This window comes from Desulfobaculum senezii (genome assembly GCF_054657395.1).
In genome coordinates, this window is record NZ_BAAHYU010000005.1 from 94,328 (window position 1) to 118,936 (window position 24,609).

Below are 24,609 nucleotides of genomic sequence, written 5' to 3' on the forward strand. Positions count from 1 at the left end.
ACCGGGGGGATTGAGGGGGAGAGTTCCGGTCCCGCCACATCTTCGCTACGCCCAGTGCGATGCGAATCCTCGTGATAAGGGCTGTTCTGCGGGTTGTGGTGAGGGGGTACAACCCGCGGAATGTGCCCGGCTGTTGGCATGTCGCTCCGCCATGCAGCTGACGGGGGCGGACCATTCGGGGAGAGAGGGGATGTCTGGTCCGCCGGTGCGACGCGCCGGGTATTGGAGGCTATCTCCAAATATGGGTTTCCTGCGTGTACTAGGGCAGGGCGTTCGCAATGGTTTCAAATGCACTGTTGACCTTGGTGCCAAGGGTCGTCACAGCCGTAACGATGACGGCGGCGATGAGGGCAGCGATAAGGCCGTATTCAAGGGCGGAAACGCCTTCCTCGTTACGGGTAAGGTTGATGAGCCTGGTCATGGTTCTCCTCCTTGCCTAGCGACGGAAAAAATTTTCCATTGTGGCGGTGGCGCCATGCGCCGTTGCCCCTTTGCGCTCTCCTTAGGCAAGGCGTGTGCCACGGACGGAAGGTGCCGCGGAGAATGTGTTTAACATACTGAATTTGTGTGCAAAAAAAATTCTCACCGTGCGAGCGTAGGCCGAACGCAACGGCGTGTGGCCGCGTATCCGGCAAAAAAGTCCAAAAAAAATAGATTGCAAAGGGCGGTGTTTGTGCGTGCAACCAGCAAAAAAATCCCCCAGAACCGCTGAAGTGGCGAGAAAAATGGCTAATCTAAAAAATATAGACTAAATAGCGGGCGGCGAGGGGCGGTGGCGGCTGAGGGCAGCGCAGGGGGAAAGAGTCGTGTCGTTTCGCCCCATGTGCGTCACGGCAGTGCTGGAAAATGCGAATCTAAAAAAAATAGATTACTGGGTGATGGTCTTGGGATCGATGCCGTGCTTTTTGAGCTTGGCCCAGAGGTTTTTGGGCGTCAGCCCAAGGGCGGTGGCGGCTTCGGTCTGGCGGCCGTCCGCCCCGCGCAGGGCCTTGATGATGAGGCTGCGTTCAAAGGCGGTGACGGCGTCCTTGAGGCTGCGGGTGGGCTGGGGCGAGGCGGAGGGGCCACCGGTGCCCATGGCGCGGCGGATGTCGCCTTCCTCAATGGTGCCGGTGGCGCTGATGGCCGCGCCTTCCAGCACGTTGGAAAGCTGGCGGATATTGCCGGGCCAGTGGTACTCACAGAGCAGGGTCAGCGCCGCAGGAGACACGCCCTCCAGCTGAATACCAAGGTCGGCGCGGATGCGGCGGCAGAAGTAATCCACCAGCAGGGGGATGTCTTCGCTGCGTTCGCGCAGGGGCGGCAACTGGATGGTGGCAACGTTGAGGCGGTAGTACAGGTCCGCGCGGAAGTCCTTGGTGCGGATGCGGTCCAAAAGGTCCTGATTGGTGGCGGCAATGATGCGGACGTCCACGTCCACAGGACGGGCCGCGCCAAGGCGCTCCACCTGTTTCTGCTCCACCACGCGCAGCAGTTTGGGCTGGATGGAGAGCGGCATATCGCCAATTTCGTCCAGCAGGATGGTGCCGCCGCGGGCAAGCTCGAACTTGCCGGGCTGGGCGGATGTTGCGCCGGTAAAGGCGCCGCGCTCGTGCCCGAAGAGTTCGTTTTCAAACAGGTGTTCAGGGATGGCGGCGCAGTTGACCTTGATAAAGGGGCCGGAGGGGCGCTGGGATAGGGCGCGGATGGTGTCCGTGACCAACTCCTTGCCGGTGCCGGATTCGCCGGTGATGAGCACTGTGGTGTCCAGCGGGGCCACGCGCTCCACCTGCGCGATAACGTCGCGGATGGCGTCGCTGTGGCCGATGATGCGTGTGGACGGGCCTTCGGTACGCAGCGAGGCACGCAGGGTGCGCACTTCGCTTTGCAGGCGGCGTTTTTCCATGGCCCGGCGGACCACGATTTCCAGTTCCTTCAGGCTGAAGGGCTTGGAGAAGAAGTCGTACGCGCCAAGGCGGACGGCCTCCAGCGCCATTTCGCGGCTGGAGTAGGCCGTCATGACGATGATGTCCGCCCCGCGTCCGGATTTGAGCAGACGCGGCAGGGCTTCCACGCCGGACATGCCGGGGAGCTTGACGTCCGTCAGGATGAGGTCGAACCGGTCCTGCGCCAAGTGGCGCAGTCCGTCCTCCGCCGTGGAGACCGGACTGACCGTGTGGCCGCGTCCCTGAAGGGCTTCCACGAGCATGGTGCGGAAGGCGGCGTCGTCTTCTATAAGGAGTATGTTGCCTGCTGGTGTGTTCACGGCGGGAGTGTACATTGGCTTGGGAGTATTGACAATCTGCTTGGAACATCATCCCTCTTGTGGCAGGATTGGGCATCTGTGTGCGAATTTGCGCGCGCCCTCGCCCTATTGGGCTGTGAGCGCGCGCTGCAACGCGAAATCAATGGACAATCAGCAAGGAGTCAATCTGTGACTGGTCGATACCGGTTGGTATGCACTCTGGTGGCGGCGCTGGTGCTGCTGCCCGTCCTTGCCATGGCGGCGGGGCAGGAGGGTGACGAGCGTCAGACAACCTTTGGCGCGGCGGTTGGCCCGCTGGACCGCGAACCCTTTGCCGTGGAGGCCTTCGGCGGCGTTATCGGCGCGGGAGATGTGGAGGATACGGACGGCGACGTCAGCGTGACGTCCGCCGGTGTGGTGCTCCAGTACGGGAACTTTGGCCTCAAATACAACGGCGCCAGCTACGACTGGGGCAACGTGGACGACCTGCCCTTTGGCTCCGGCGACGAGGACCCGTGGGACGCGCTGCATTCCCTGTCCCTAACCTACCGCCATGTGGCCTACCGCGAGGGCGAGGTGACGTGGATGGTGTCCGGCTCCCTGCTGTCGGGCTTTGAGGAGGAAATGGACAGCTCCGTCAGCGCCGGACTGTCCACCATTGTGCGCTACGCCTTTGACGACGACTGGAGCGCGGGCATTGGCGCGGCGGTGCAGGTGGAGCCTATTGGCATCCGTGCGTTTCCGGGCCTTGTGGTGCTGTACCGCTCCGCGCGGCAGGAGGGGCTGTCCGCGATGCTTGGCATGCCCACCAGCACGGTGGCGTACCGCTTTTCGCCGCAGTGGGCCGTGAAGGCGCAGGCCAGCATGAGCGGCGGCCTCTACCGCCTTGCCGACGACAGCAGCGTGCGGGAAAAGGGCTACGTGCGCGTTTCCGGCGTGGCCTCGGGCCTGTACGCCGAGTGGACGCCAACACCGCGCGTGCGCGTGACCGCAGGGCCGGAATACCACTTTGGCCGCGGGTACACCTTCTATGATGACGACGGCGACGAAAAGGATACCTATGATGTGGACGCCAGCCTTGGCGCATCCCTCAAGGTGTGGGTGACCTTCTAAACGCGCCATGCTCCGCGCGATGGACAAGAGCTTTGCCGCCCCCGGCCATGTGGACCGGGGGCGGTTTTTTCATGGTGGGGCGGGGGGGAGGGTTTGCGCGTGGGCGTCAGGATGGTATGGTGGATGGATGTGTACTACGAGCCATGAACCATAACGCACCATAACCGCCCGCGGGCGGGAGGAGACGGGACATGACGGACATTACCAAACTGCTCGGCGATGACGCCGGATATCTGCTGGATCACACCTGCACGACCTTTACCAAGGAGACCCTGCACCTGCCGGGGCCGGACTTTGTGGACCGTGTGATGGTGCAGACGGACCGCTCGCCCCGTGTTTTGCAAAGTCTTGGGACGCTGTATGGGCACGGGCGTCTGGCCGGGACGGGATATATGTCCATCCTGCCGGTGGACCAAGCCATTGAGCATACCGCCGGGGCGTCCTTCTCGCCCAATCCCATCTATTTTGATCCGGAAAATATTGTCCGGCTGGCCATTGAGGGCGGATGCAGCGCCGTGGCGTCCACCCTTGGCGTGCTGGGGTCGGTGGCGCGCAAGTACGCGCACAAGATTCCCTTCGTCCTCAAGGTGAACCACAATGAGCTTATGACCTACCCCAACAAATGGGATCAGATTCCCTTCGCCGCCGTAGTGCAGGCCTTTGAGATGGGCGCAGTGGCCATTGGCGCAACGGTGTACTTTGGCGCGCAGGAGAGTAACCGCCAACTGCGTGAGATTTCCGAGATGTTCCGGCAGGCGCATGACCTTGGCATGGCGACCATTTTGTGGGCCTATACCCGCAACGCCGGGTTCAAGACCACGGATGCGGACTACCACACCGCCGCGGACCTGACCGGACAGGCCAACCACCTTGCCGCCACTGTGGAGGCGGACATCGTCAAGCAGAAGCAGCCCACCACCAACGGCGGCTTTACCGCGCTGAGCTTTGGCAAGTCGCACCCCGCCATGTACGACAGGCTGTGCACGGAGCATCCCATCGACATGACGCGGTATCAGGTCGCCAACTGCTACATGGGCCGCGCTGGCCTCATCAATTCCGGCGGCGGCGCGGGCGGCGATGACCTTGCCGACGCCGTGCGTACGGCAGTCATCAACAAGCGTGCTGGCGGAATGGGCCTCATCCTTGGGCGCAAAGCCTTCCAGCGCCCTATGTCCGAGGGCGTTACCCTGCTGCACGCGGTGCAGGACGTGTATTTGAACGGCGATATCACCATCGCCTAGCTGGGCAGGGCGGCAGGGAGAGGGCGGGCGCGCCGCTGACAGGTGGCGCTGAACCCTGCGGCGTTCTTTCCTGTGCTGGCGCTGCGCGGCGCACGCCTTGTGCCGCACACGGTACGTATGGCGGCCCGCATCCTGTGGAGGGTGCGGGCCGCTTTTTGGGCGCGGGGCAGGGCATGCGGGCAAATTCAATCAAACGATTGACTTGCTGGCGCCGCGTGCCTATATCCTCAAAGGAACAGGACTCTTGTGGCAGGATGAAGAGAGGAGGAGACAGCCCCGCATGACGGCATCCGGGAAAGCACAACAGCGGACAACACCGCGCGGCGTGGCGACGCGCCTGCGCCTTATTGAGGAGGGCGGCAAACTGTTTGCCGCCAAGGGGTTCGACGGCGTCAGCACCCGCGATATTGCGCGGGCCTGCGGCGTGAATTTGGCGTCCATCGCCTACCACTTTGGGGGCAAGAAGGGGCTGTACAACGCCGTGCTGGAGGACATTTTTGCCAACATGCAGCGCGCCAGTCAGCCGCTGGTGGCCGCCGCCATGTCCGGCGCGCGCGAGGCGGACGGCGATGCCCGGCGTCTCGCGCAGGTGGCGTGGCGGTTTGTGCACGGCTTTTTGGAATTTTCCCTCGGCAATCATAAGAATTATTGGGCCGTGGATTTTTTGCAGCGCGAGGTCATGAACGGCTCGGACACGTTGGAGCGGTTTTACCACACCGTCATCGGCCCGGTGTACGAGGCCGGGAGCGAACTGTGCCACGCGGCCAGCGGCGGCCAACTTTCCGCGCAGGAGCGGGTGCTGCGTGGGCACGCCCTTGTGGGCATGTGCATGAGCTTTGTGCGCGGGCAGTGTATTTTGCTGCACCGCGCCCAGTGGGACGCCTTTACCCCGGAGCGTGTTTCGGCCATTGCCGGGACGGTGGCGGAAGCCGCGCTCAATATGCTGGGACTGCCCGCAGTGGAGCATGCCGGTAATGAGGGTGCGTAAACGCACGATGAATGCCCTTCGCGTGAACCCCGCGCGAAGGAAGCCATATTCTCCGCGGCCATGCGCCGCGAAAGGACGGACAATGGTTCCATTTCGACATAAGGCGGCGCTTGGCCTGTTTGGGGCGTGGGCGGCCGTTTTTCTGCTGCTGGCTGGCGCGCCAGCGCTGCACGCGGCGCAGGCGCACGTAGTTATTGGCGTGGTATGCGACGGCCCGTCGCCGCAGGCGCGGGCGGTGCTGCGCGATGTACAAAAGGAACTGGCGCCCCTTGTGGATGAGGGGACCGAGGTGGTGTGGAAACGGCCCGCACAGTTCAGCGCCGGATGGGACCCGGCGGCGTCTGCTGGCGCGCTGCGCGCCGCCCTTGCGGACCCGGAGGTGGACATGGTGTTCAGCCTTGGGATCATGCCGTCCTACGCCGCCACCCTTGGCGAGGGAGCGCTCCCGAAGCCCGTGGTGGCCGCGCCGTTTTTGGACGAGGAGACCATGCGTCTGCCGTACCGGGACAATCGCTCCACACGCCGCAACCTGAGTTATATCGTGCTCCCCCAACGGGTGAAGCGCGACCTGACCGCCTTTAAGGACCTTGCCACGTTCAGCCGCCTGCATGTGTTGGTGCAGGCGGAGTATCTGGACGCGTTGCCGGGGCTTCAGGACGTGGCGGACAAATACTCCCGCCTGCTGGGGGTGGATATTCAGCTGGTGCCCGTGGGGGACGATGTGGACGCCGCTTTGGCCGCCCTTGGCGGGGCCGAGGCTGTGTACATCACCCCGCTGATGCGCCTTGATGACGCGCGCCGCGCGCGGCTGGTGGCGGGGCTGAACCATCGTGGCGTACCGTCCTTTTCCTTTGTGGGACGGCAGGATGTGGAGCAGGGCGTTTTGGCCGGGATGGCCAGCTTTTCCGGCACGCACCTTGCCCGCCGCATTGCCCTGAACCTGCGCGATATTATGGACGGCGCCGCGCCGGATTCGCTCCCGGTCATCCTGCCCGAGGAGGAGCGCCTGTTTGTGAACATGCGCACCGCGCGGGAGATTGGCTTTTCCCCCAAGTATGAGACCCTGCTCACCGCCACCCTTCTTGGTATGGAGGAGGAAGAAGGCAGCGGAATGCCCCTGACCTTGGGCCGCGCCATGCGCATTGCCGCCAAGGAAAACATTGACCTTGCCGTCAAGGACGCCGAACTGGCCGGAGCGGAGCAGGACAGCCTGCTTGCCCGCAGCGCCATGCTGCCGCAACTGGGCGCGGGCATGAATTACACGCAGATTGATCAGGACCGCGCCGTGGCCTCGCAGGGGCTGTACCCGTGGGACGTCACCACCGCCGGGCTGAACCTGACGCAGATGCTTTATGATGACGCGGTGGTCAGCCGCTACCGCGCCTCCACCCGCAGTGTGGAGGCGGAGCGCCTCTCGCGCGAGGCCGTGCGTATGGACGTGATGCGTACCGCAGGGCGGCGCTTTCTTGCCTATCTGTCCGCGCGCTCGCTTCTGCGCATAGAGCGGGAGAACTTTGCCCTTATCGGCAAGAATTTGGAGATGGCGCGCGTTCGGCGCAGCGCCGGAGTCTCCGGGCCGGAGGAAGTCTACCGCTGGGAGGCCGCGCAGGCCGAAAGCCGCGCCCGCGTCATCGCCCGCAAATCCGACGTGCAGTCGGCGTTGACGGCGCTGAACCAGTCCCTTGACCGTCCTGCCGGAACGCAGTGGGAGGTGAAGCCTCTGACGGCGGATGAGGCGCGGCGCGCGTTCTTTGGCGTGGAGGCGTCCACCATTGGCGGGACGCTGAAGCAGCTGTCGCGCATTAGCGAGACGGCGGCGGAGCTTTCGGATGACAGGCCCGCCGTACGCGCGGTGGCGCATCTGGTGGAGGCGCAGTCCATTGTGCTGGCGCAAAAGCGCCGCACGCGCTGGGTGCCCAAGGTGAGCGCCTCGGCGGAGTATGGGCACGAGATAGACAAGCACCAAGCCGGGCCGCGCATCATTCAAGACCCGGACCCCAACGAGGATACGTGGACGTTGAGTGTGGACGCCAGCCTGCCGCTGTTTGCTGGCGGCGCCATCACCCACGACCAGCGCAAGGCCAGCGCCGAACTCCGGCGGCTGGACGCCACGCGCAGGCGGCTGACGCAGTTGGCCGAACAGCAGGCGCGGACCGTTGTGGACAACATGGCGCGCTCCTACCCCAAGATGGAGCTTGCGGCCCTTGCCGCGGACCGGGCGCAGCGCAATCTGGACGTGGTGCGCGACAAGTACGCGCGCGGCGCGGTGTCCATTTTGGAGCTTTTGGACGCGCAGAACCAGTCCCGCGTGCAGGAGCAGTCTGCGGTGCTGGCCGTGTATTCCTACCTTGGCGACGTGCTGGACTTCCAGCGCGCTGTTGGGTGGTTTGAGATCGACAAAACCCCCGCCGAGCGGCGCGAGTTTCTTTCGCGCTTTGGCGTCGGGACCAAGGAGTAGCCATGCGATTTTGTGGAAAACGAGCCCCCGTCCTGTGCGCCGCGCTGGCGCTGTGCCTTGCGCTGGCCGCATGCGGCGGGGAGCAGAAGCCGGAAAAGCCCGTGCTGCGGCCCGTTGTGACTATGACGGTGCCGGACCCGCAGGCCGGACGCGAGCGGACCTTCCCGGGGACGGCCCGCGCCGCCATTGAAACGCGCCTGAGCTTTCGCGTTTCCGGCGAGATAGAGCATCTGCCCGCCCGCATTGGCATGCGGGTAAAGCAGGGCGATGTGGTGGCCCGTCTGGACCCCACGGACTACCGCCTGCAAGTGGGCCGCGCCGAGGCCGCCGTGGCGCAGGCCGAGGCCTCCACCGCGCAGGCGCGCTCCGATTGGGAACGCACCCGCGCCCTGTATGAGGTGGGCAACACCTCCCGCCGCGACCTTGACCGCGCCCGCGCGCAGATTGATGCGTCCGAGGCGTCCCTGAAGGCGGCGCGGCGGCAACTGGAACTTGCGCGCCAGCAGCTACGCTATACGGTACTGCGCGCGCCCATGGACGGCGCACTGGCCGAAGTGCCGGTAGACGTGCACCAGACGGTTGCCGCAGGCCAGCCCGTGGCCCTCTTGACCGCAGGCCAGCGCATGGAACTTGAAGTGGGCATCCCCGACAGCCTCATCGCCAGCATCCACGCTGGCGACGCCGTCACCGTGCATTTTGACGCCCTGCCCGGCGAGGGCTTTGCAGGGTCCGTGATTGAGGTGGGCGTGGAGTCGCGCGCCGTTTCCACTTACCCCGTCAAGGTTGCCCTGACCAACGAGGCACGTGGCGTGCGCCCCGGCATGTCCGGCGAGGCGACCTTTGCCTTTGACGCCAAGAGCGCCTACGTGCTGGTGCCCCCCGTTGCCGTGGTGGGTGAAGTGGGGCAGAAGCGCTCCGTGTGGGTTGTGGACGAGGCGTCCGGCACCGTGAAACAGCGCGCTGTCACCATCGGCAAGCTGACGTCCAGCGGGCTGGAGGTGCTCTCCGGCCTTACCCCGGGCGAGAAGGTTGTCATCCGCGGCGTCCACCGCCTGAAGGACGGCCAGCGCGTGAAGGTGCAGGAGGGCAAGGCGCAGGAGGCGTGGTCGTGAATATCGCCGATTGGTGCCTGAAGAATAACCGCACGGCGGGCGTGGTCATTGTGCTGGTGGCGCTGGCGGGCATTTTGTCCGCCGTGACCATGTCCAAGCGCGAGGACCCGGACTTTACCATCCGCGTGGCCCTTGTGATGACGGTGTTCCCCGGTGCGTCCCCCCAGCGTGTTGAAGAGTTGGTGACCGACACAATAGAGGAGAGCATCCGCGATATCCCGGAGGTGACAACGCTGGAATCGCAGTCGCGCACGGGCGTTTCCATCATCAAGGTGGAGTTCCACGACGGCATCCGCAATATGGAGCCGCTGTGGCGCAAGCTGCGCGAGAAGGTCTCGGATGTGACGCCGTCCTTGCCCGAGGGGTGCCGCACGCCCATGGTCAATGACGAATACGGCGACGTGTTCGGCATCTGCGTGGCGCTCACGGGCGATGGCTACTCCTACCGCGAGCTCAAGGACGCCGCGGACATGACCCGCGACGAACTGCTGAAGCTGGACCTTGTGGGCAAGGTGAACCTGTGGGGCGTTCAGGAAGAGCGCGTATTTGTGGACTTTTCCAACGCCCGTGTGGCCGGGCTTGGCATTTCGCCCTTTACCCTTGCCCGCGTTATCGACGCGCAAAACACCATCAAACCCAGCGGCCACGCCAAGGTGGGGCCGGAGCGTATCGTTATTGAACCAACGGGCGAGTTTACGTCCGTGGACGACCTGCGAAACCTCACCCTGCGCCAGCCCGGACAGAAGACGGGCATTGCCCTGTCCGACATTGCCACGGTGCGGCGCGGGTTTGTGGACCCGCCTTCGCGCATGGTGCGCTTTAACGGCCAGCCTGCGCTGCTGCTGGCGGTGTCCATGGCCGAGGGCGGCAATATCCTTGAACTGGGGCGCGAGGTCTCGGCCCGGCTGGACACGCTGCAAACCATTCTGCCCGTTGGGCTGGACTACCATATGGCGCTGTATCAGCCGCAGTACGTCAAGGACGCGCTGGGCGACTTTGGCGTGAATCTTTTGGAGTCCTTTATCTTCGTGGTTGTGGTGATGCTGCTGTTTGCGGGGCTGCGTACGGGCCTTGTGGCGGGCACGCTGGTCCCCATGGCTATGCTGGCCTGTATGGCGGTGATGCCCGCCTTTGGCGTGGGCCTGCAACGGATGTCCATTGCCTCGCTGATTATTTCCCTTGGCATCCTCGTGGACAACGGGGTGGTGGTTAGCGAGAACATCCTTGTGCGTATGGCCTCGGGGCAGGAGCGGCGAAAGGCCGTCACCGAGGCGGTGCGCGAGTTGTGGATGCCGCTGCTTGCGGCGTCGCTGACGACAATCTTTGCGTTTTTGCCCATCCCTTTTGCGCCGTCGCAGACGGGTGAGTACACGTTTTCGCTGTTTGTGGTCATCACGTGCACGCTTTTGGCGTCGTGGCTGCTGGCGCTGACCATGGTGCCCATGCTGTCTTTTCATGTGTTGCGGCCCAAGGTGCAGCGGCAGAACTTTGAAAATCCCGCCTACCGCGCCTACCGCAGCGTTCTTGAATGGTCATTGCGCCACCGCGTGCAGTTTTTGCTGGCAGTGGTGGCCGTCTGCGCGGTGAGCGTGTGGGCCTTCCGCTACGTGCCGAAAATCTTCTTCCCGCCCAACGAGCGCGACCAGTTCATGGTGGACTTTTGGCAGCCCTACGGCTCGGACATCCGCACCACCACTGAGCGGGTGGAGCGCCTTGAGCGCGTGCTGATGGACGACCCGGAAGTCAAGGACGTGCTGACCTTTGTGGGCGCAAGCGGCCCGCGCTGGTACCTGCCCCTCGACCTTGAGGAAAGCTCGCCCAACTATGCCTCCCTTGTGGTGCGCACCACGGATACGCAGGCTGTGCAGGACGTGATGCCCCGCGTGCGCCGCGCGCTGGATGAGGGCTTCCCGGACTGCCGCCACACGGTGAAGGAGCTGATGTACGGTCCGCCTGTGGGCGCGCCCATTCAGGTGCGCATTTCCGGGCCGGATATCACCACACTCTACGACCTGCGCGCCAAGGTGGCGGACGTTGTGTCCGGCACGGATGGCGTGGTGTCCGTGTGGGACGACTGGGGGCAGTGGACCAAGAAGCTGGTGGTGGATGTGAATCAGGAACAGGCCCGCCGCGCAGGGCTGACCAGTACGGATGTGGCGCTGTCCCTGCAAACGCATATGTCAGGCATGCAGGCGTCCACCTACCGCGAAGGTGACGACGCCATCCCCATTGTCCTGCGCTCCGAGGACGCCATCCGCGACGACCTCGGCAGGCTGGAGAATCTGAACGTGTATTCCTTCTCCGGTGGGAATTCCGTGCCGCTTTTGCAGGTGGCGCGCACGCGCCTGACGTGGCAGCCGCCGGACATCCGGCGCCGCGACGGCGCACGCACCCTGACCGTGAAGGCCGACCTTGAGGGGCGCTTTCCCTCGCAGGCCATGGCGGACATTGCGCCGCGCATTGCGAAGCTGATGGATTCTCCGGACTGGCCGGTGGGTTATTATGTGGAATACGGCGGCGAGCAGGAAAAGAACGGCGAGTCGCAGGCGTCCATTATGCAGAACCTGCCATGGGCGCTGGGGCTGCTTGTGTTCATCCTTGTGGCGCAGTTTAATTCACTGCGGCGGCCCACGATTATTCTGCTGACCTTGCCGCCCATGATGGTGGGCATCACGTGGGGCATGCTGGCCACCAACGCGCCCTTTGGCTTTATGGCCATGCTGGGCATGATTAGTTTGACGGGCATCATCGTCAATAACGCCATTATGCTCATAGACCAGATTGAATTGCTGCGCGCCACGGCGCTGGAGGCGCGGGACGCAGTGATGCTGGGGGCGCTGAAACGCGCGCGGCCCATCCTGATGACCACCGTGACGACCATCATTGGCATGATTCCGCTGGCCCTGCAGGGCGGCGAGTTGTGGCGGCCCATGGCGGTGTGCATTATCTCCGGATTGGCCTTTGCCACGGTGTTGACCCTGCTCCTGTGCCCTGTGCTGTATTCGCTGGCCTTTGGCATACGCTTTAAGGGCTGGCACTGGGACCCGGACGTTGCTGACAAGGCAGACAGCTGACGGGCGACGAAACACACGACAAGCGGCCCGCATTCCCAGAGGGGGAGTGCGGGCCGCTTTTTTTGCGCTGTGGTGGCGGGGCAAGGCTTAGGGCGCGCCCACCTTGTCGATGACGGCGTCGAGCAAAACGCCCATGTCCGCAAGGGGCTTGATGAACACGTCGCCACTGGTCATGCCGATGTCTTTGAGCTCCGAGGGCAGCTTAAAGTTGGTGGAGCCGGTGTGAATGAGAAAGTGCGTGTGCGGACTTTTGCCATGGGCCTGCACAATGAATTCGCTTCCGGCCATGCCGGGCAGGCGCATGTCGATGACGCCGAGGGAGATTTCTCCCGTGGCGATGATGTTCATGGCGTCCTCGCCATTGGAGGCGGTGCGCACCTCGAAGCCTTCGTCCTCGAAGTAGGCCTCTAAGTTCTCGCGCACCATCTGCTCGTCATCAAGGATGAGTATGATCGGGTTCGTCTGACTCATTGGTTTCCTGCCCGATTGGCAGCCACAGCTTGAATGTCGTCCCCTTGCCGGGTTCGGCCTCAACATCAAAGCGGCCACCGTGATTGTTCGTTATGATGAAGTAGGACACTGACAGGCCAAGGCCCGTGCCTATGCCCACATCCTTGGTGGTGAAAAACGGTTCAAAGACGCGTTTGCGGGTCTTTTCGTCCATGCCGGGGCCATTGTCCTGCACCTCTATGCGGGCCATGGACCCTTCGCGCGCGGTGCGCACGGTGATGCGCGGCTTCCAGCCCTCGCCGCCTTTATATTCGCTCATGGCTTGGGCGGCGTTTTTGAGAAGGTTCAGCAGCACCTGCTCCAGTTCCGAGGCAATGCATGAGATGCCGGGGAGGCTGTCGTCGTACTCCCTGATGATGGCCGTGTTGCGGAAGTCGTACTTCTTTTTCAGGTCGTAGTCGTTTTCGGCCAGCTCGATGGTTCTGTCCAGCAGGGTGCCAAGGTCCTCCATGGACCGGCGCGATTCGCTCATGCGGCTAAAGTTGAGCATGTTGCGCACAATGCGCGCGGCGCGTTCGCCGGATTCGCGGATGCCGTCAAGAAACCGCAATATCTTTCGTTGTTCCATGAAAGCGCGGATGGCGTCAATTTCACAGCCCACGTCCTGCGCGGCCTTGACCGACGCGGGAAGCTCCGTGGACAGGCGGCGCTGGATGTTCTGCACGCCCTGCAGGATGGCCCCGAGGGGGTTGTTAATCTCGTGCGCCATGCCGGCGGCCAGCCCGCCAACACTCATCATCTTCTCCGTCTGGATCATCATGTCCTCAAGGCGGGCGCGCTGGGTGACGTCATCTATGCGGATCACCGCGCCCACCACGCCGCTGACCACCAGCGGGTAGATAAGGATGTCCACATACACGTCATCGCCCGAGGGACCAGTCATGGTGACCTTCTCCTCCGTGACCGGGGCGCTTTGGCGGATGGCGCGTGCGGCGGAGGCGGCAAAGGGCGCAAAGCCCGGCCAGCAGGATGTAATATGCTGCTTGATGGCGCCTTTTTCCTCTACGCCGGTGAGTTTCTCCGCCGCGCGGTTCCAGTGGGTGACGTGGCCGTGTACGTCCACGCCGATGATGACCGAGGGCATGGAGTTGATGATGTTGTCCAGATAGCCCTGCGTCTGGCGCAGTTCCTCTTCGGCGCGTTTGCGGTCTGTGATGTCGCGCATGCTGGCGAGGATGAGGTCTCGTTCGTTGATGGTGATGGGGCAGAGGTAGACCTCCGCCAAAAAGTAGGAGTCGTCCCCCGGGCGGCGCGTTTCCCATTCAAAGAGGTCCGGTTGCCCGCGCAGGGCCTTTTCCCAGTGGTGGCGCAGGGTGTCCACGGGCGCGCCGGGGCCGGAAAGGTCGCGGCTGATGGAGAGGGTGAGCGCCTGCTCGCGCGTAACGCCAAACATTTGGAGCATACGGGCGTTGGCGTCCACAATGAAGCCCTTGTCGTTATGCAGGATGACGGCGTCGTGCACGCTGTTGAAGATGGTCAACAGCGACTGCTCCGACTCGCGCAGGGAGCTTTCGGCGCGGCTGAGCTGGCCGATGCGCAGTTCCAGCACTTGCAGGGTTTCCTGCAGGCGTGTGGTCATGAAGTTGAACGCCTGCACCAGAATGCCTACCTCGTCGTGCTGGTCGAGGGCGATGCGGCGGCTGTAGTCGCCGTCGGCAATGGCAAGGGCCATGTCCTTGGCCATGGTGATGGGGCGGGCAATGCGTGCGGCCACAAACCACATCACCCCAAGGCCAAAGAGTAAAAGCAGCGCCGATATGCCGCCAAGGGTCCACGCGCGGGTTTTGGCCTGCTGGTGGATGATGCCGGAGGGCAGGCTGACATACACGCTCCATGGCGCTTCCAGTGCGCCGAACTCAATGGGGAGGAAGACCTCGTACACATCCTCGTCCGCGGCGGGGGAGGCCCAGGAGTCGCCGCGCAGGATGCGGTCGAACGCTGTGGTGTAAAAGTCGGTGATAAGGGTGTTGGCAGGCTGGCCGAAGAGGTCCGGCTGTCTGGTGACGCCAGCCAGCATGCCGCTGTTGGTGATGATGGCCAGCGTGCCCTTGTCGTGCATGATATTGGCTTCATCCACCATGCTTTGGATAAAGCCAACGCTGAGGTCCGCCCCGGCCACGCCAAGAAATTCCCCGTACACGATGATGGGCACGCAGACGCTGACCATGGCCAGCTGGTGCCCGCGCACAAGGTAGGTTTCCGGGTCGAGTATGAGAGGCTTTCGATAGAGCTTGGTAAGGGTGTAGTAGTTGCCGCCGGGTTTGTCGTAGTCCACGCTGGGCTCCAGATGGATGCCGCCCCAGCGGTTCCAGTAGGGCAAAAAGCGGCCCGTGGAGTCGTGACCGGGCGCGTTGCGGAATTCCTTGTCGCGCCCGTCAAAGGCGTCCGGCTCCCACACGCACCATACGCCCAGCAGGTCGGGGTGCTGGTCCAGCACCTCCTTGAGCATAATGTTCACCCGTTGGCGGTCGTTGGGCATGCCGCCTTTTTGGGTGCTCTCCAGCACAACGCCGATATTGAGCGCGGTGTTGACGACCTCAAGGAGCTGGTTGCGCACCACGGATGCGGCGTCCGCCGCCACGGTGCGCGCCCGCTGCACGCCCAGTTCTGTTGCGTCGTTCCAGAACTGTATGCCTGTGTAGACGCTGAGAATGATGGCTGTGGCAACAAGGCACGCCCCAAAGGAGAGGATGATCTTCAGCTTGAGGGAGCGCAGTTCCAGCATCGTCCTTCCGGGTGGCTCCGCCAAAGCTTGTGCGGGCCGGGCCAAATGTTGTGCGGGGTACGAACGTGAACGCTCTTTTACAGATAGCAGAAAAGCGCAGACAGGTGAATGTTGCCGTGCTGTGGGGATGTATTTTGGATGGCGGAAACGCGCAGGGCGCCGGCGGAGCATGACGTGCCCGCGCGCTACGCTGAAAAATCAGGCGCCCCCGCCTCTTGTGCGCGGTGTGGCGCAGGCCGCTTGGGCCGAGGTGTCCGCACGCTGTGGATGGAAGGCGCGAAGGTGCGCGGAGCGGGCGGTTGGGGCAGGGGCTGGATGGGGCAAAGGGAGCCGCACACTCGTGGCACAGCGGCGGAGCGCCGGGCGCGCTCTGTGCGCGGGGCGTTACGTCAGGCGTCACGCCCCGCGTCACGCAGGCCGCCGCGTGGGGCAGTGCCGACCGCGGCGCCGGGAGCCGGGCGCCGGGAGCCGGAAGCCGGAAACTGCGGCCTTTAGGCCTCTGCCGCGGCGCTGTGGAGCATGGCGCGCACGCAGCGCAGTTGCTCGTAGGAGTAGGTTCCGCCAAAGGCCTCGTGCACCGGGCCGATGCCGGGGATTCCCTTCTCCTGCGCCGAGGTGATGGCCGTGGCGATTTCCGTGGCGTCGGCTTCGCTGAGTCCCGCAACGTCCGTGGCGGCAAGAACGTCATGCTCCACGGCGGTGATGAGGTGCTTCCAGATGGTGGTCGCGGCCAGCCCCCGCGCCTGGGTGACGGCGTCCACGGAGCCGTGCTCGCGGAAGAGGTCGATGCTTTTTTGAACGGTGGCGCTGATGGCCTCGCGCGTGGGTTTGGGCTTGGGCTGGGCGGCGGGAACGTCCGGCAGTTCGGGCACGTCATCCGGGCGGCCGTTCTCCTCCTCCCACGTGCTGATGGCGCCTAGGAAGGGTGTCGCATAGGCTTTGAGCTTGGCCTGACCTACGCCGTGCAGAACGCCCATCTCTTCCGGCGAGTGGGGGCGGAAGCGGACCATCTCAAGCAGGGTCCGGTCCGGCAGGACAGCGTAGGGCGGCACGCCCTGCTGTTTGGAAATGGACAGGCGCAACTCGCGCAGGACATCGAAGAGGCCGCGTGCGTCGGCTGTGGCGAGGGTGTCGTGCTCATCGGCGCGCACGGCCTTGGAGCGCGAGCGGCCAGCCCCGCGCGCGGTGACCGGGTCCTTGCGCAGGGTGACGGTGCGCTCGCCGCGCAGCACTTCCCAGCTGGCATTATTGAGCAGCAGGCTACCGTAGCCTTCCATATCCACGCGCAACAGGCCAACAGCTGCAAGCTGGCGGTACACGGACTGCCAGCCCTTGCGGTCCAGCTCCTGCCCGCAGCCAAAGGTCTTGAGGCAGTCGTGCCCCATGTTCTTGACGCGCACGGTCTCCTTGCCCATCAGCACGTCCGCAAGGTGCCCCGCGCCAAAGCGCTGCTCCGTGCGGAAAATGCAGGACAGCGCCTTTTGCGCCGCGATGGTGGCGTCCCATGTTTCCACGGGGGTGAGGCAGTTGTCGCAGTTGCCGCAGCCACCGGAGTGCTCCTCGCCAAAGTAGCCGAGCAGGGCCGTGCGGCGGCAGGTGGCTGTTTCGCAAAAGCCGAGCATGGCGTCCAGCTTGCGGGCTTCCACGCGCTTCCTGTCCGTGCTGGCGCCGCCGGAGTCCAGCATGCGGCGGAGCATAACCACATCCGCAAGGCCATAGGCCATCCACGCATCGGCGGGCAGACCGTCGCGGCCCGCGCGGCCGGTTTCCTGATGGTAGGCCTCCAGACTCTTGGGCGGGTCCATGTGCGCCACAAAGCGGACGTTGGGCTTGTCCACACCCATGCCAAAGGCCACCGTGGCGACCATTACAAGGCCTTCCTCACGCATAAAGCGCTCCAGATGCAGGCGGCGTTCCGCCTGCGAAAGGCCTGCGTGGTAGGGCAGGGCGGCGATGCCCTGCTTGCTCAGCCAGCTGGCGGTGTCCTCCACCTTTTTGCGCGACATGCGGTAGACAATGCCCGCGTCGCCCTTGTGCCGCTGGGTGATGAAGCGCAGCAGCTGGCGCTTGGCGTTGTCTTTGGGGACGATGGTGTAGGTGATGTTTGGCCTGTCGAACCCTGCGGAAAAGACGCGTGCGCCTGTGAAATTCAGCTGATTGATGATGTCCGCGCGGGTGGGGCCGTCCGCCGTGGCGGTAAGGGCGATGCGCGGCACGCCGGGCCAGTGGGCGGCCAGAGTGCCCAGCTGGGTGTACTCCGGGCGGAAGTCATGCCCCCACTGCGACACGCAGTGCGCTTCGTCAATGGCAAACAGGGCGATGGGCAGGCCTTTGAGCATGTTCAGGAAATGCGGCTGAAGCAGGCGCTCCGGCGCGACGTAGATGAGGTCGTACTCTCCGGCGACCATGCGGCGCTCCGCGTCGGCGGCCTCCTGCGGGGGCAGGCTGGAGTTGATGTACGCGGCGCGCACGCCCATCTGGACAAGGCTTTGTACCTGATCCTGCATCAGGGCGATAAGCGGCGAGACCACAATGCCCACCCCATGGCGAACCATGGCGGGAATCTGATAGCACAGGGACTTGCCGCCGCCCGTTGGCATAAGCACGAGGGCGTCGCCCCCGCCGCATACATGCTCAATGATGGGCTGCTGGAGTCCCTGAAAGTCGCGGAATCCGAATGTGTCTCGAAGAATGTCCAAGGGTGCGGGTGCCATTATACCTCCTGACCTGCGTCGTGCCCCGGCGTGATACCTGAATCCGCCGCCGAACACAAAGGGGGAGGCAGGGGGCGGGTCATGAAGATGTCACACAGAATTCACGTCCGGGTCACCTGCGCTGGAATGAGTGGAGTATGTGTCGGACGTCGAACGCCCCCGGGAGGGAACAACCGGTGTTGTCCGGGGGCTTGGCCTAACCATTTACGGGGAGAGACCATGCTGGAAGCCATACGTGGATTCGGGCAGGGATTGTTATTTGGGCGCGAGGATGCCGCCCGCCTTTCGCATGATGATGCAACACATTTTGCCTTTTTGACCGGGCATGGCCGCCTGCGGCTGGAGCGGTTTTTGGGGCAGGGGAACCCTGTGGCCCTGTTTCTGCTGGAGGCCGACAACTTTGTGGTCTTCCGCGATATTTACGGCAGCCTTATTGCCGACCGCATCAACAGTGCCATGCTGGACGAGGCGCAGGCGCTGGCCGATGAGCTTTTGCGCGGGTGTCACGTGCGCTTTGTGGAAAGCATTGAACCCGGACGCGTGGTGGTGCTGTGCGGCGAGGACGAATGGGACAGGGACGCCCTTGAAGACGTGGCCCTTGCCTTTCGCCTCAAGGTGCGAAGCCGCATCAAGCAGGAGGCGCTGAACCTGACGGGGCAGTCGCTGAACGTGCAGTCGGGCTTTGGCCTGTTGGATGGCGGCGACAAGGACCTTGAGGCCAGCGTCTACCGCGCCCTGAGCGATGCGCGCCGCGTGGCCGCCGGAACGCTGGACAGCACCAAGCTGGCGCTGTTGACGGAGTTTCGCGATGTGCTGGACCGCCAGCTTATCCGCGCGGTCTACCAGCCCATCGTGAGCCTGTCGTCCGGCAATATTTTGTCGTGGGAGGCGCTGACGCGTGGCCCGTCCGGGTCCAATTTCCGTTCCCCTTCGGTGCTCTTTGACTTTGCCGAGGAGGTGGAACAGGTCTTTGCGCTGGAAAAGGCCTGCCGCGAGCGCGCTATCAGGGACGTTGGCCCCCTTGGGCAGGGGCGCAAGCTGTTCCTGAATGTGCATCCACGCACGCTGGTGGACCCACATTTTTCGCCGGGCCAGACGGTGCGGCTTCTGCGCGAGTATGGGCTGGAGCCTGTGGACGTGGTGCTGGAAATTACCGAACGGCACAGCATCAAGGACTTTGCGCTGTTTCACAGGACGCTGGAGCATTACCGCAGCCAGGGGTTTCGCATTGCCGTGGACGACGTGGGCACCGGCTATTCCGGGCTGTGGTCCATCGCCCAGCTGCGCCCGGAGTATCTGAAGGTGGACATGTCCCTTGTGCGCGACGTGGACGCGGACCCGGTGCGGCGGGCGCTGCTTGAGACGCTCGTCACGTTCTCGCGCAATATTGGGTGCCAGCTCATTGCCGAGGGCGTTGAAACGGCGTCGGAACTGAACACGTTGATGCGCCTTGGGGTGCACTATGGGCAGGGGTATTTTTTGGCGCGTCCGGCCTTCCCAAAGCCTGACCTGCCGCCCGAGGTGCTGGGGAACTTCTCCCGCGTGGGGCACAGGGAAGAGGCCTCGCGCCGCTCGTCGCCCATTGGCTCCCTTGCGCTGACGGTGCCCACGGTGCCGCGCGGGGCAACGGTGAGCGAAATCCGGCAGATGTTTGGCGACACTTCGCAGCCGCTGAGTTCCGTTGTGGTGGTAGATGATAAGGAGCGCCCGCTTGGTCTTGTCATGAGCCATCATCTGGACCACGCCCTCAGCACGCAATACGGCCTGTCGTTGTATATGAACCGCGCGGTGGAACTCATCATGGACCCCGCGCCCCTGTACGCCGAAAGCTCTGCGCCCATGGAAAATGTGGCGCGGGAGGCCATGCAGCGGCCCAAGGCCAACATCTTTGACCATGTGGTGGTGACGCGCGGGGAAACGCTGGTGGGCGTGGTGACGGTGCAGGCCATGCTGGACGCCCTCGCCACCGTGCAGGTGGAGATGGCCAAGGGCGCCAATCCCCTCACCGGGCTGCCGGGGAATGTGGTCATTGAGGCGGAAATGGAGCGGCGCATTGCCGCGCGCGAGTCCTTTTCCATTGTGTACGCGGACCTTGATAACTTTAAGGCCTACAACGACGTCTACGGCTTCCGTAACGGCGACGACATCCTTTTGCTGTTGGCGCGCCTGTTGCGCTGGGCGGTGAACCGCCATGGCGATGGCGGGACGGATTTTGTGGGGCATGTGGGCGGCGACGACTTTGTGGTCATGTGCACCAGCGCGCGGGCGGAGCGCATTGCCAAGGCCGTAACGCGCTGCTTTGGGCGGCTGGTGCGCAAGCACTACTCCCCGCAGGACCGCGAGCGCGGCACGGTGCGCGCGCGGGGGCGCGATGGGGTGGTGGCGGAATTTCCACTGGTGTCCGTCTCCCTCGCTATTGTGGATTGCCGGGGAGAGGGCGAGATGGGCGCTCTGTCGCGCCACGCGGCGGAGATGAAGCACTACGCCAAAACCCTGCCCGGCAATGTGTGGGTGCGCGACCGCAGGCGCATCACCGCGCGCGAGGGGGAGGCGGATGCGAAAAATCCTGGTGTGCCGGGATGTTGCCAGCTTGAGACCTGCACGGAGGACGCCCCGAAATAAGCGCCGCGGCGCTGGCGGCCAGCTGCGCAGGAGCCGGGGGCGCTGCACAGGAGGCGGCGTGAGGAAAGGAATTTCGGCGTTTGGCTGCGCTTTGGCGCTGTCTTTCATGGACAAGGCGACGTGATTTTTCTATCGTTCCCGTTTCAGTGGATGCGCCGGGACTCCAAAGCGGAGCTGGCGGCAGGCCGCCGTGATGCGCCGTGTGAGATACAGCGTGAATGGCGCTGGCGTATCGCAATGCTCCGCCGCGTGTGCTGCATGGGGCATGGCGCGTCCGTGGGAAGGGACAACGCAACATTTCATGAGAGAGATTCGCATGCAGAAGACCGTGTACTATATCGAGGGCGACGGCATCGGTCCCGAAGTGTGGGCCGCAGGCCGCCCCGTATTGGACGCCGCAGTGCAGAAGGCCTACGGCGGCGAGCGCCGCATTGAGTGGGTGGAACTGCTGGCGGGTGAAAAGGCCCACCGCGAAACGGGCGAATATTTGCCGGGGGGCACCATGCAGGCGCTTCGCGGCGCGCAGCTTGCCATGAAAGGCCCGCTCACCACGCCGGTGGGGCAGGGCTTTCGCAGCCTGAACGTCACCCTGCGCCAGACGCTGGACCTGTACGCCTGCATCCGCCCCATCCGCCACTTCAAGGGCGTGGAGTCGCCGGTAAAGCACCCGGACGCCGTGGATATGGTCGTCTTCCGTGAGAATACCGAGGACGTGTACGCGGGTATTGAATACGCCGCAGGCTCGTCCGAGGCGCGCCGCCTGCTGGAATTTCTGCGCGATGAGCTTGGCGCCAATGTGGACGCCGCCGCAGGTGTGGGCGTGAAGCCCATTACGGAGCACTGCTCCAAGCGGCTGGTGCGCAAAGCCATTACCCACGCGCTGGATACCGGGCGCTCCAGCGTCACCCTTGTGCACAAGGGCAATATTATGAAGTACACCGAGGGCGCGTTCCGTGGCTGGGGCTACGAGGTCGCGGCCGAGGAATTCGCCGGGCGCGTGGTCACCGAGGAGTCCGGCCAGAGCGCGGATGTGGTCATCAACGACCGCATCGCCGACGCCATGTTCCAGAACGCGCTGATGTACCCGGAGCAGTACGATGTGCTGGCCACCACCAACCTGAACGGCGACTACCTCTCCGACGCCCTTGCGGCGCAGGTTGGCGGGCTGGGGCTTGCCCCGGGCGTGAACATGGGCGATACCCTCGCCTTCTTTGAGCCGACCCACGGCACCGCGCCCACCATCGCGGGCAAGGACAAGGCCAACCCCGGCAGCCTCATTCTCTCCGGCGCCATGATGCTGGAGCACGCAGGAATGCCCGAAGCCGCGGCCCTTATCCATGCTTCCATGGACAAGGTTGTGTCCTCGGGCCGGGTGACGGTGGACCTTGCCTCCCAGATTCCCGGAGCCACCACCATCGGGTGCGCGGCCTTTGGGCATCTGCTGGGTGAGCATCTGTAGAGTTTATCGCCTCCCCGTTTTTTGGGGAGAAGGACAACGCGTAAAAAAACGGCGCGGCCAATGTGGCCGCGCCGTTTTGTCGTTGTTGTGGCGCCTGCGTCAGCTGGGGCTGACCGCGTGGCGGTTTCGGTGGGGGAACAGGCCAATAAGCCGCGCGCCAATGCGCCGGGACCGGCCCGGACGGGGCGGCGTATCGTCCGGTGTGGACGTGGCGGCCAGCGCTTCCTGCTCGCGCAGGTAGTCGCAAATGTCCATGTGGCCGTAGAATTCGGCAATCTGGATGGCCGTATGCCCGTCAAAATCCGTCTGGCCGATGTCCGCGCCGTGCTCCACAAGCTGGCGGACCACGGCAAGGTGGCCTTCCATGCTGGCGGTAACGAGGACCGGCTCGTCAAACTCGTTGCGGATGGACGGGTCCGCGCCATGCTCCAGCAGAACCCGGACGACTTCGTCATTGCCTTCATAGGCGGCAATGCACAGGGGCTGTTCGCCGTCCTCGTCCGGGGCGTTGACGTTGGCCCCCGCGGCAATGGCGTCTTCCGCCGCGTCCGGGGCGTTGTCCAGTATGGCCTGCATGAGCCGTCTGGCGTCTGCGTATTCGTCGTGCATGGACCCTCCTCTGGGATGTCCCCGCCGTTTCTGGAAATCAAAACAGGGGGAATCCTCCATGCTCCGGTTATACACCGAAGGGTGCGCGCTTACAACCGCGAGTATGCCACAAATCTGTGACAATACTGTCAAAGTCAGGCGCTTCGGGAGGTTATGGCATGCCGAAACCACCGCCGCCCGGGGTCTCTATGCGAACGCGCTGGCCTGCCTTGAGGGCGGCGTGGAATTTACCGGGGCAGTCGCGCGTGGTGCCGTCCGGGTCGATGATGCTGTTGCGGCCCGGTGTGCCGGGCGCGCCGCCGTCCAGCCCATAGGGCGCCGTGGCGCGGCGTTCGGACAGGACGGTAATCTCGCAGTCCGACAGCAGTTCAATATCGCGGATAAGGCCGCTGCCGCCGGTGGTTTTTCCTGCGCCGCCCGTGCCTCGGCGTACGGCGTATTCGCGCACGCGGAAGGGGTAGGCGTATTCAAGGGCTTCCACCGGGGTGTTGAGGGTGTTGGTCATATGCGAGTGCACGGCGCTTTCGCCGTCGCGCAGGCGGGTGGCGCCGGTGCCGCCCGCAAGGGTTTCGTAGTAGGCGAAGGGCGTGCCCGTTCGCGCGTCAATGCCGCCGATGGCGGTGTTGTTCATGGTGCCCTGACTGGCGGCGGGAATGTCCGGCGCGCCCTCGCCGCGCGCCTGCGCCAACGCACCAAGAATAACGTCCACCACGCGCTGCGAGGTTTCAACATTGCCGCCGGCCACGGCGGCAGGGGGCAGGGCGTCGAGGATGGAGCCGGGGCGCGTGACCACGCTGATGGGCCGCATGCAGCCCGCGTTGGTGGGGATATCGCGCCGCACCAGACAGCGGAACACGTACAGCACGCCGGAAACCGTAATGGCGCGCACGGCGTTGACGCTGCCCGCCACTTGGTCGGCGCTGCCGGTAAAGTCCAGCCGCGCGGTGTCGCCCTCGATGGTGACGGCGACGCTGATGCGCATGGCGTGGGCGTCCACGCCGTCGTCGTCCATCACATCCTCAAAGGCGTATTCGCCGTCGGGGATGCTGGCGATGGTGGCGCGCATAACGCGCTCCGAGTAGTCGTTGAGGGCTTCGGCGTAGAAGCGGACTTTCTCAAGGCCGTACTTGTCCATCAGCTCGCCAAGGCGGCGGGTGCCGGTGATGTTGGCCATAATCTGCGCGGAGAAATCACCCTCGCGCTCGGCGGGGGTGCGCACGTTGTTGAGGATGAGGCGCATCAGGCTGGTGTCTATCTCACCGCCGCGCACAATGCGTACGGGCGGGATGATGATGCCTTCCTGATGGATGGAGGTGGACAGGGGCATGGAGCCGGAGGCCATGCCGCCAACGTCGGCGTGGTGGGCGCGGTTGGCCACATAGAAGACGGGCGCATCCTGTCCCGGGGCGAACACCGGGGCCACGATGGTGATGTCCGGCAGGTGGGTGCCGCCCTTGAAGGGATCATTCACCATCACCATGTCGCCGGGGGCAAGGTCGCCGTGCTCAATGGCGGCCTTGACGGACATGGGCATGGACCCAAGGTGCACGGGAATATGCGCGGCCTGCGCAATCATGTCGCCCGCGGCATCGAACACGGCGCAGGAGAGGTCGCGCCGCTCCTTGATGTTAGGCGAAAAGGCCGTGCGGGTGAGGGTGACGCCCATTTCTTCTGCGATGGACGAGAACCGGTTCTTGAACACTTCCAGCAGGATGGGATTCACGGTGGGCTGGTTCATGGGGGCCTCATGTTCGGGGCGG

General features: G+C 64.2%; 15 protein-coding genes. 8 read left to right on the forward strand and 7 right to left on the reverse strand.

Annotated features, from left to right (window positions below):
- Positions 1-259 precede the first annotated feature (259 nt).
- A complete protein-coding gene (locus tag ACYQ2T_RS16985) occupies positions 260-421 on the reverse strand; it encodes a Flp family type IVb pilin (protein ID WP_404845289.1) in 162 nt (53 codons plus the stop codon).
- Between the two features lie 447 nt (positions 422-868).
- Positions 869-2,245 (reverse strand): sigma-54-dependent transcriptional regulator, encoded by a 1,377-nt coding sequence (locus ACYQ2T_RS16990; protein WP_459902044.1) that lies wholly within the window; start codon positions 2,243-2,245, stop codon positions 869-871.
- A gap of 168 nt (positions 2,246-2,413) precedes the next feature.
- Between ACYQ2T_RS16990 and ACYQ2T_RS16995 the strand changes: the two genes are divergently transcribed.
- The 6 genes from ACYQ2T_RS16995 to ACYQ2T_RS17020 all read left to right on the forward strand — a co-directional run bounded on the left by ACYQ2T_RS16995 (position 2,414) and on the right by ACYQ2T_RS17020 (position 12,210).
- The gene (locus tag ACYQ2T_RS16995) at positions 2,414-3,337 is read left to right on the forward strand and encodes a hypothetical protein (protein WP_459902045.1); all 924 of its coding nucleotides are present in this window, start codon (positions 2,414-2,416) and stop codon (positions 3,335-3,337) included.
- A 191-nt stretch (positions 3,338-3,528) separates the two neighbouring features.
- Entirely contained in the window at positions 3,529-4,578 is a 1,050-nt protein-coding gene (locus ACYQ2T_RS17000; RefSeq protein ID WP_459902046.1) for a class I fructose-bisphosphate aldolase, read from the forward strand.
- Positions 4,579-4,858: 280 nt separating this feature from the next.
- Positions 4,859-5,566: a CerR family C-terminal domain-containing protein gene (locus ACYQ2T_RS17005; protein WP_459902047.1), complete on the forward strand. Its 708-nt coding sequence runs from the start codon at positions 4,859-4,861 to the stop codon at positions 5,564-5,566.
- An 82-nt stretch (positions 5,567-5,648) separates the two neighbouring features.
- Positions 5,649-8,024: a TolC family protein gene (locus tag ACYQ2T_RS17010; protein ID WP_459902048.1), complete on the forward strand. Its 2,376-nt coding sequence runs from the start codon at positions 5,649-5,651 to the stop codon at positions 8,022-8,024.
- Positions 8,025-8,026: 2 nt separating this feature from the next.
- Positions 8,027-9,136, forward strand: a complete 1,110-nt coding sequence (locus ACYQ2T_RS17015; RefSeq protein ID WP_459902049.1) for an efflux RND transporter periplasmic adaptor subunit — start codon at positions 8,027-8,029, stop codon at positions 9,134-9,136.
- On the forward strand, positions 9,133-12,210 hold the full coding sequence (locus ACYQ2T_RS17020) for an efflux RND transporter permease subunit (protein WP_459902050.1): 3,078 nt from the start codon (positions 9,133-9,135) through the stop codon (positions 12,208-12,210). Before ACYQ2T_RS17015 ends, ACYQ2T_RS17020 begins: the two co-directional genes overlap by 4 nt.
- A gap of 87 nt (positions 12,211-12,297) precedes the next feature.
- Here the strand turns inward: ACYQ2T_RS17020 and ACYQ2T_RS17025 are convergent, their stop codons facing one another.
- The 3 genes from ACYQ2T_RS17025 to recQ all read right to left on the reverse strand — a co-directional run bounded on the left by ACYQ2T_RS17025 (position 12,298) and on the right by recQ (position 18,159).
- A complete protein-coding gene (locus tag ACYQ2T_RS17025; RefSeq protein ID WP_459902051.1) occupies positions 12,298-12,681 on the reverse strand; it encodes a response regulator in 384 nt (127 codons plus the stop codon).
- A complete protein-coding gene (locus ACYQ2T_RS17030; protein ID WP_459902052.1) occupies positions 12,647-15,445 on the reverse strand; it encodes a PAS domain S-box protein in 2,799 nt (932 codons plus the stop codon). Before ACYQ2T_RS17030 ends, ACYQ2T_RS17025 begins: the two co-directional genes overlap by 35 nt.
- A gap of 491 nt (positions 15,446-15,936) precedes the next feature.
- Complete coding sequence (gene recQ / locus ACYQ2T_RS17035) at positions 15,937-18,159, reverse strand: DNA helicase RecQ (protein WP_459902053.1); 2,223 nt, start codon at positions 18,157-18,159, stop codon at positions 15,937-15,939.
- 219 nt (positions 18,160-18,378) lie between these two features.
- Between recQ and ACYQ2T_RS17040 the strand changes: the two genes are divergently transcribed.
- Both ACYQ2T_RS17040 and icd read left to right on the forward strand, forming a co-directional pair.
- Entirely contained in the window at positions 18,379-20,781 is a 2,403-nt protein-coding gene (locus tag ACYQ2T_RS17040) for a GGDEF domain-containing protein (protein WP_459902054.1), read from the forward strand.
- Between the two features lie 316 nt (positions 20,782-21,097).
- Positions 21,098-22,240 carry an NADP-dependent isocitrate dehydrogenase gene (icd, locus tag ACYQ2T_RS17045; protein ID WP_459902055.1) on the forward strand — a complete coding sequence of 381 codons (1,143 nt, stop codon included), beginning with the start codon at positions 21,098-21,100 and terminating at the stop codon, positions 22,238-22,240.
- 99 nt (positions 22,241-22,339) lie between these two features.
- On the opposite strand, the gene ACYQ2T_RS17050 is transcribed toward icd, so the two are convergent.
- Both ACYQ2T_RS17050 and ACYQ2T_RS17055 read right to left on the reverse strand, forming a co-directional pair.
- A complete protein-coding gene (locus ACYQ2T_RS17050; RefSeq protein WP_459902056.1) occupies positions 22,340-22,849 on the reverse strand; it encodes an ankyrin repeat domain-containing protein in 510 nt (169 codons plus the stop codon).
- 151 nt (positions 22,850-23,000) lie between these two features.
- The gene (locus tag ACYQ2T_RS17055) at positions 23,001-24,587 is read right to left on the reverse strand and encodes a hydantoinase B/oxoprolinase family protein (protein ID WP_459902170.1); all 1,587 of its coding nucleotides are present in this window, start codon (positions 24,585-24,587) and stop codon (positions 23,001-23,003) included.
- Positions 24,588-24,609 lie beyond the last annotated feature (22 nt).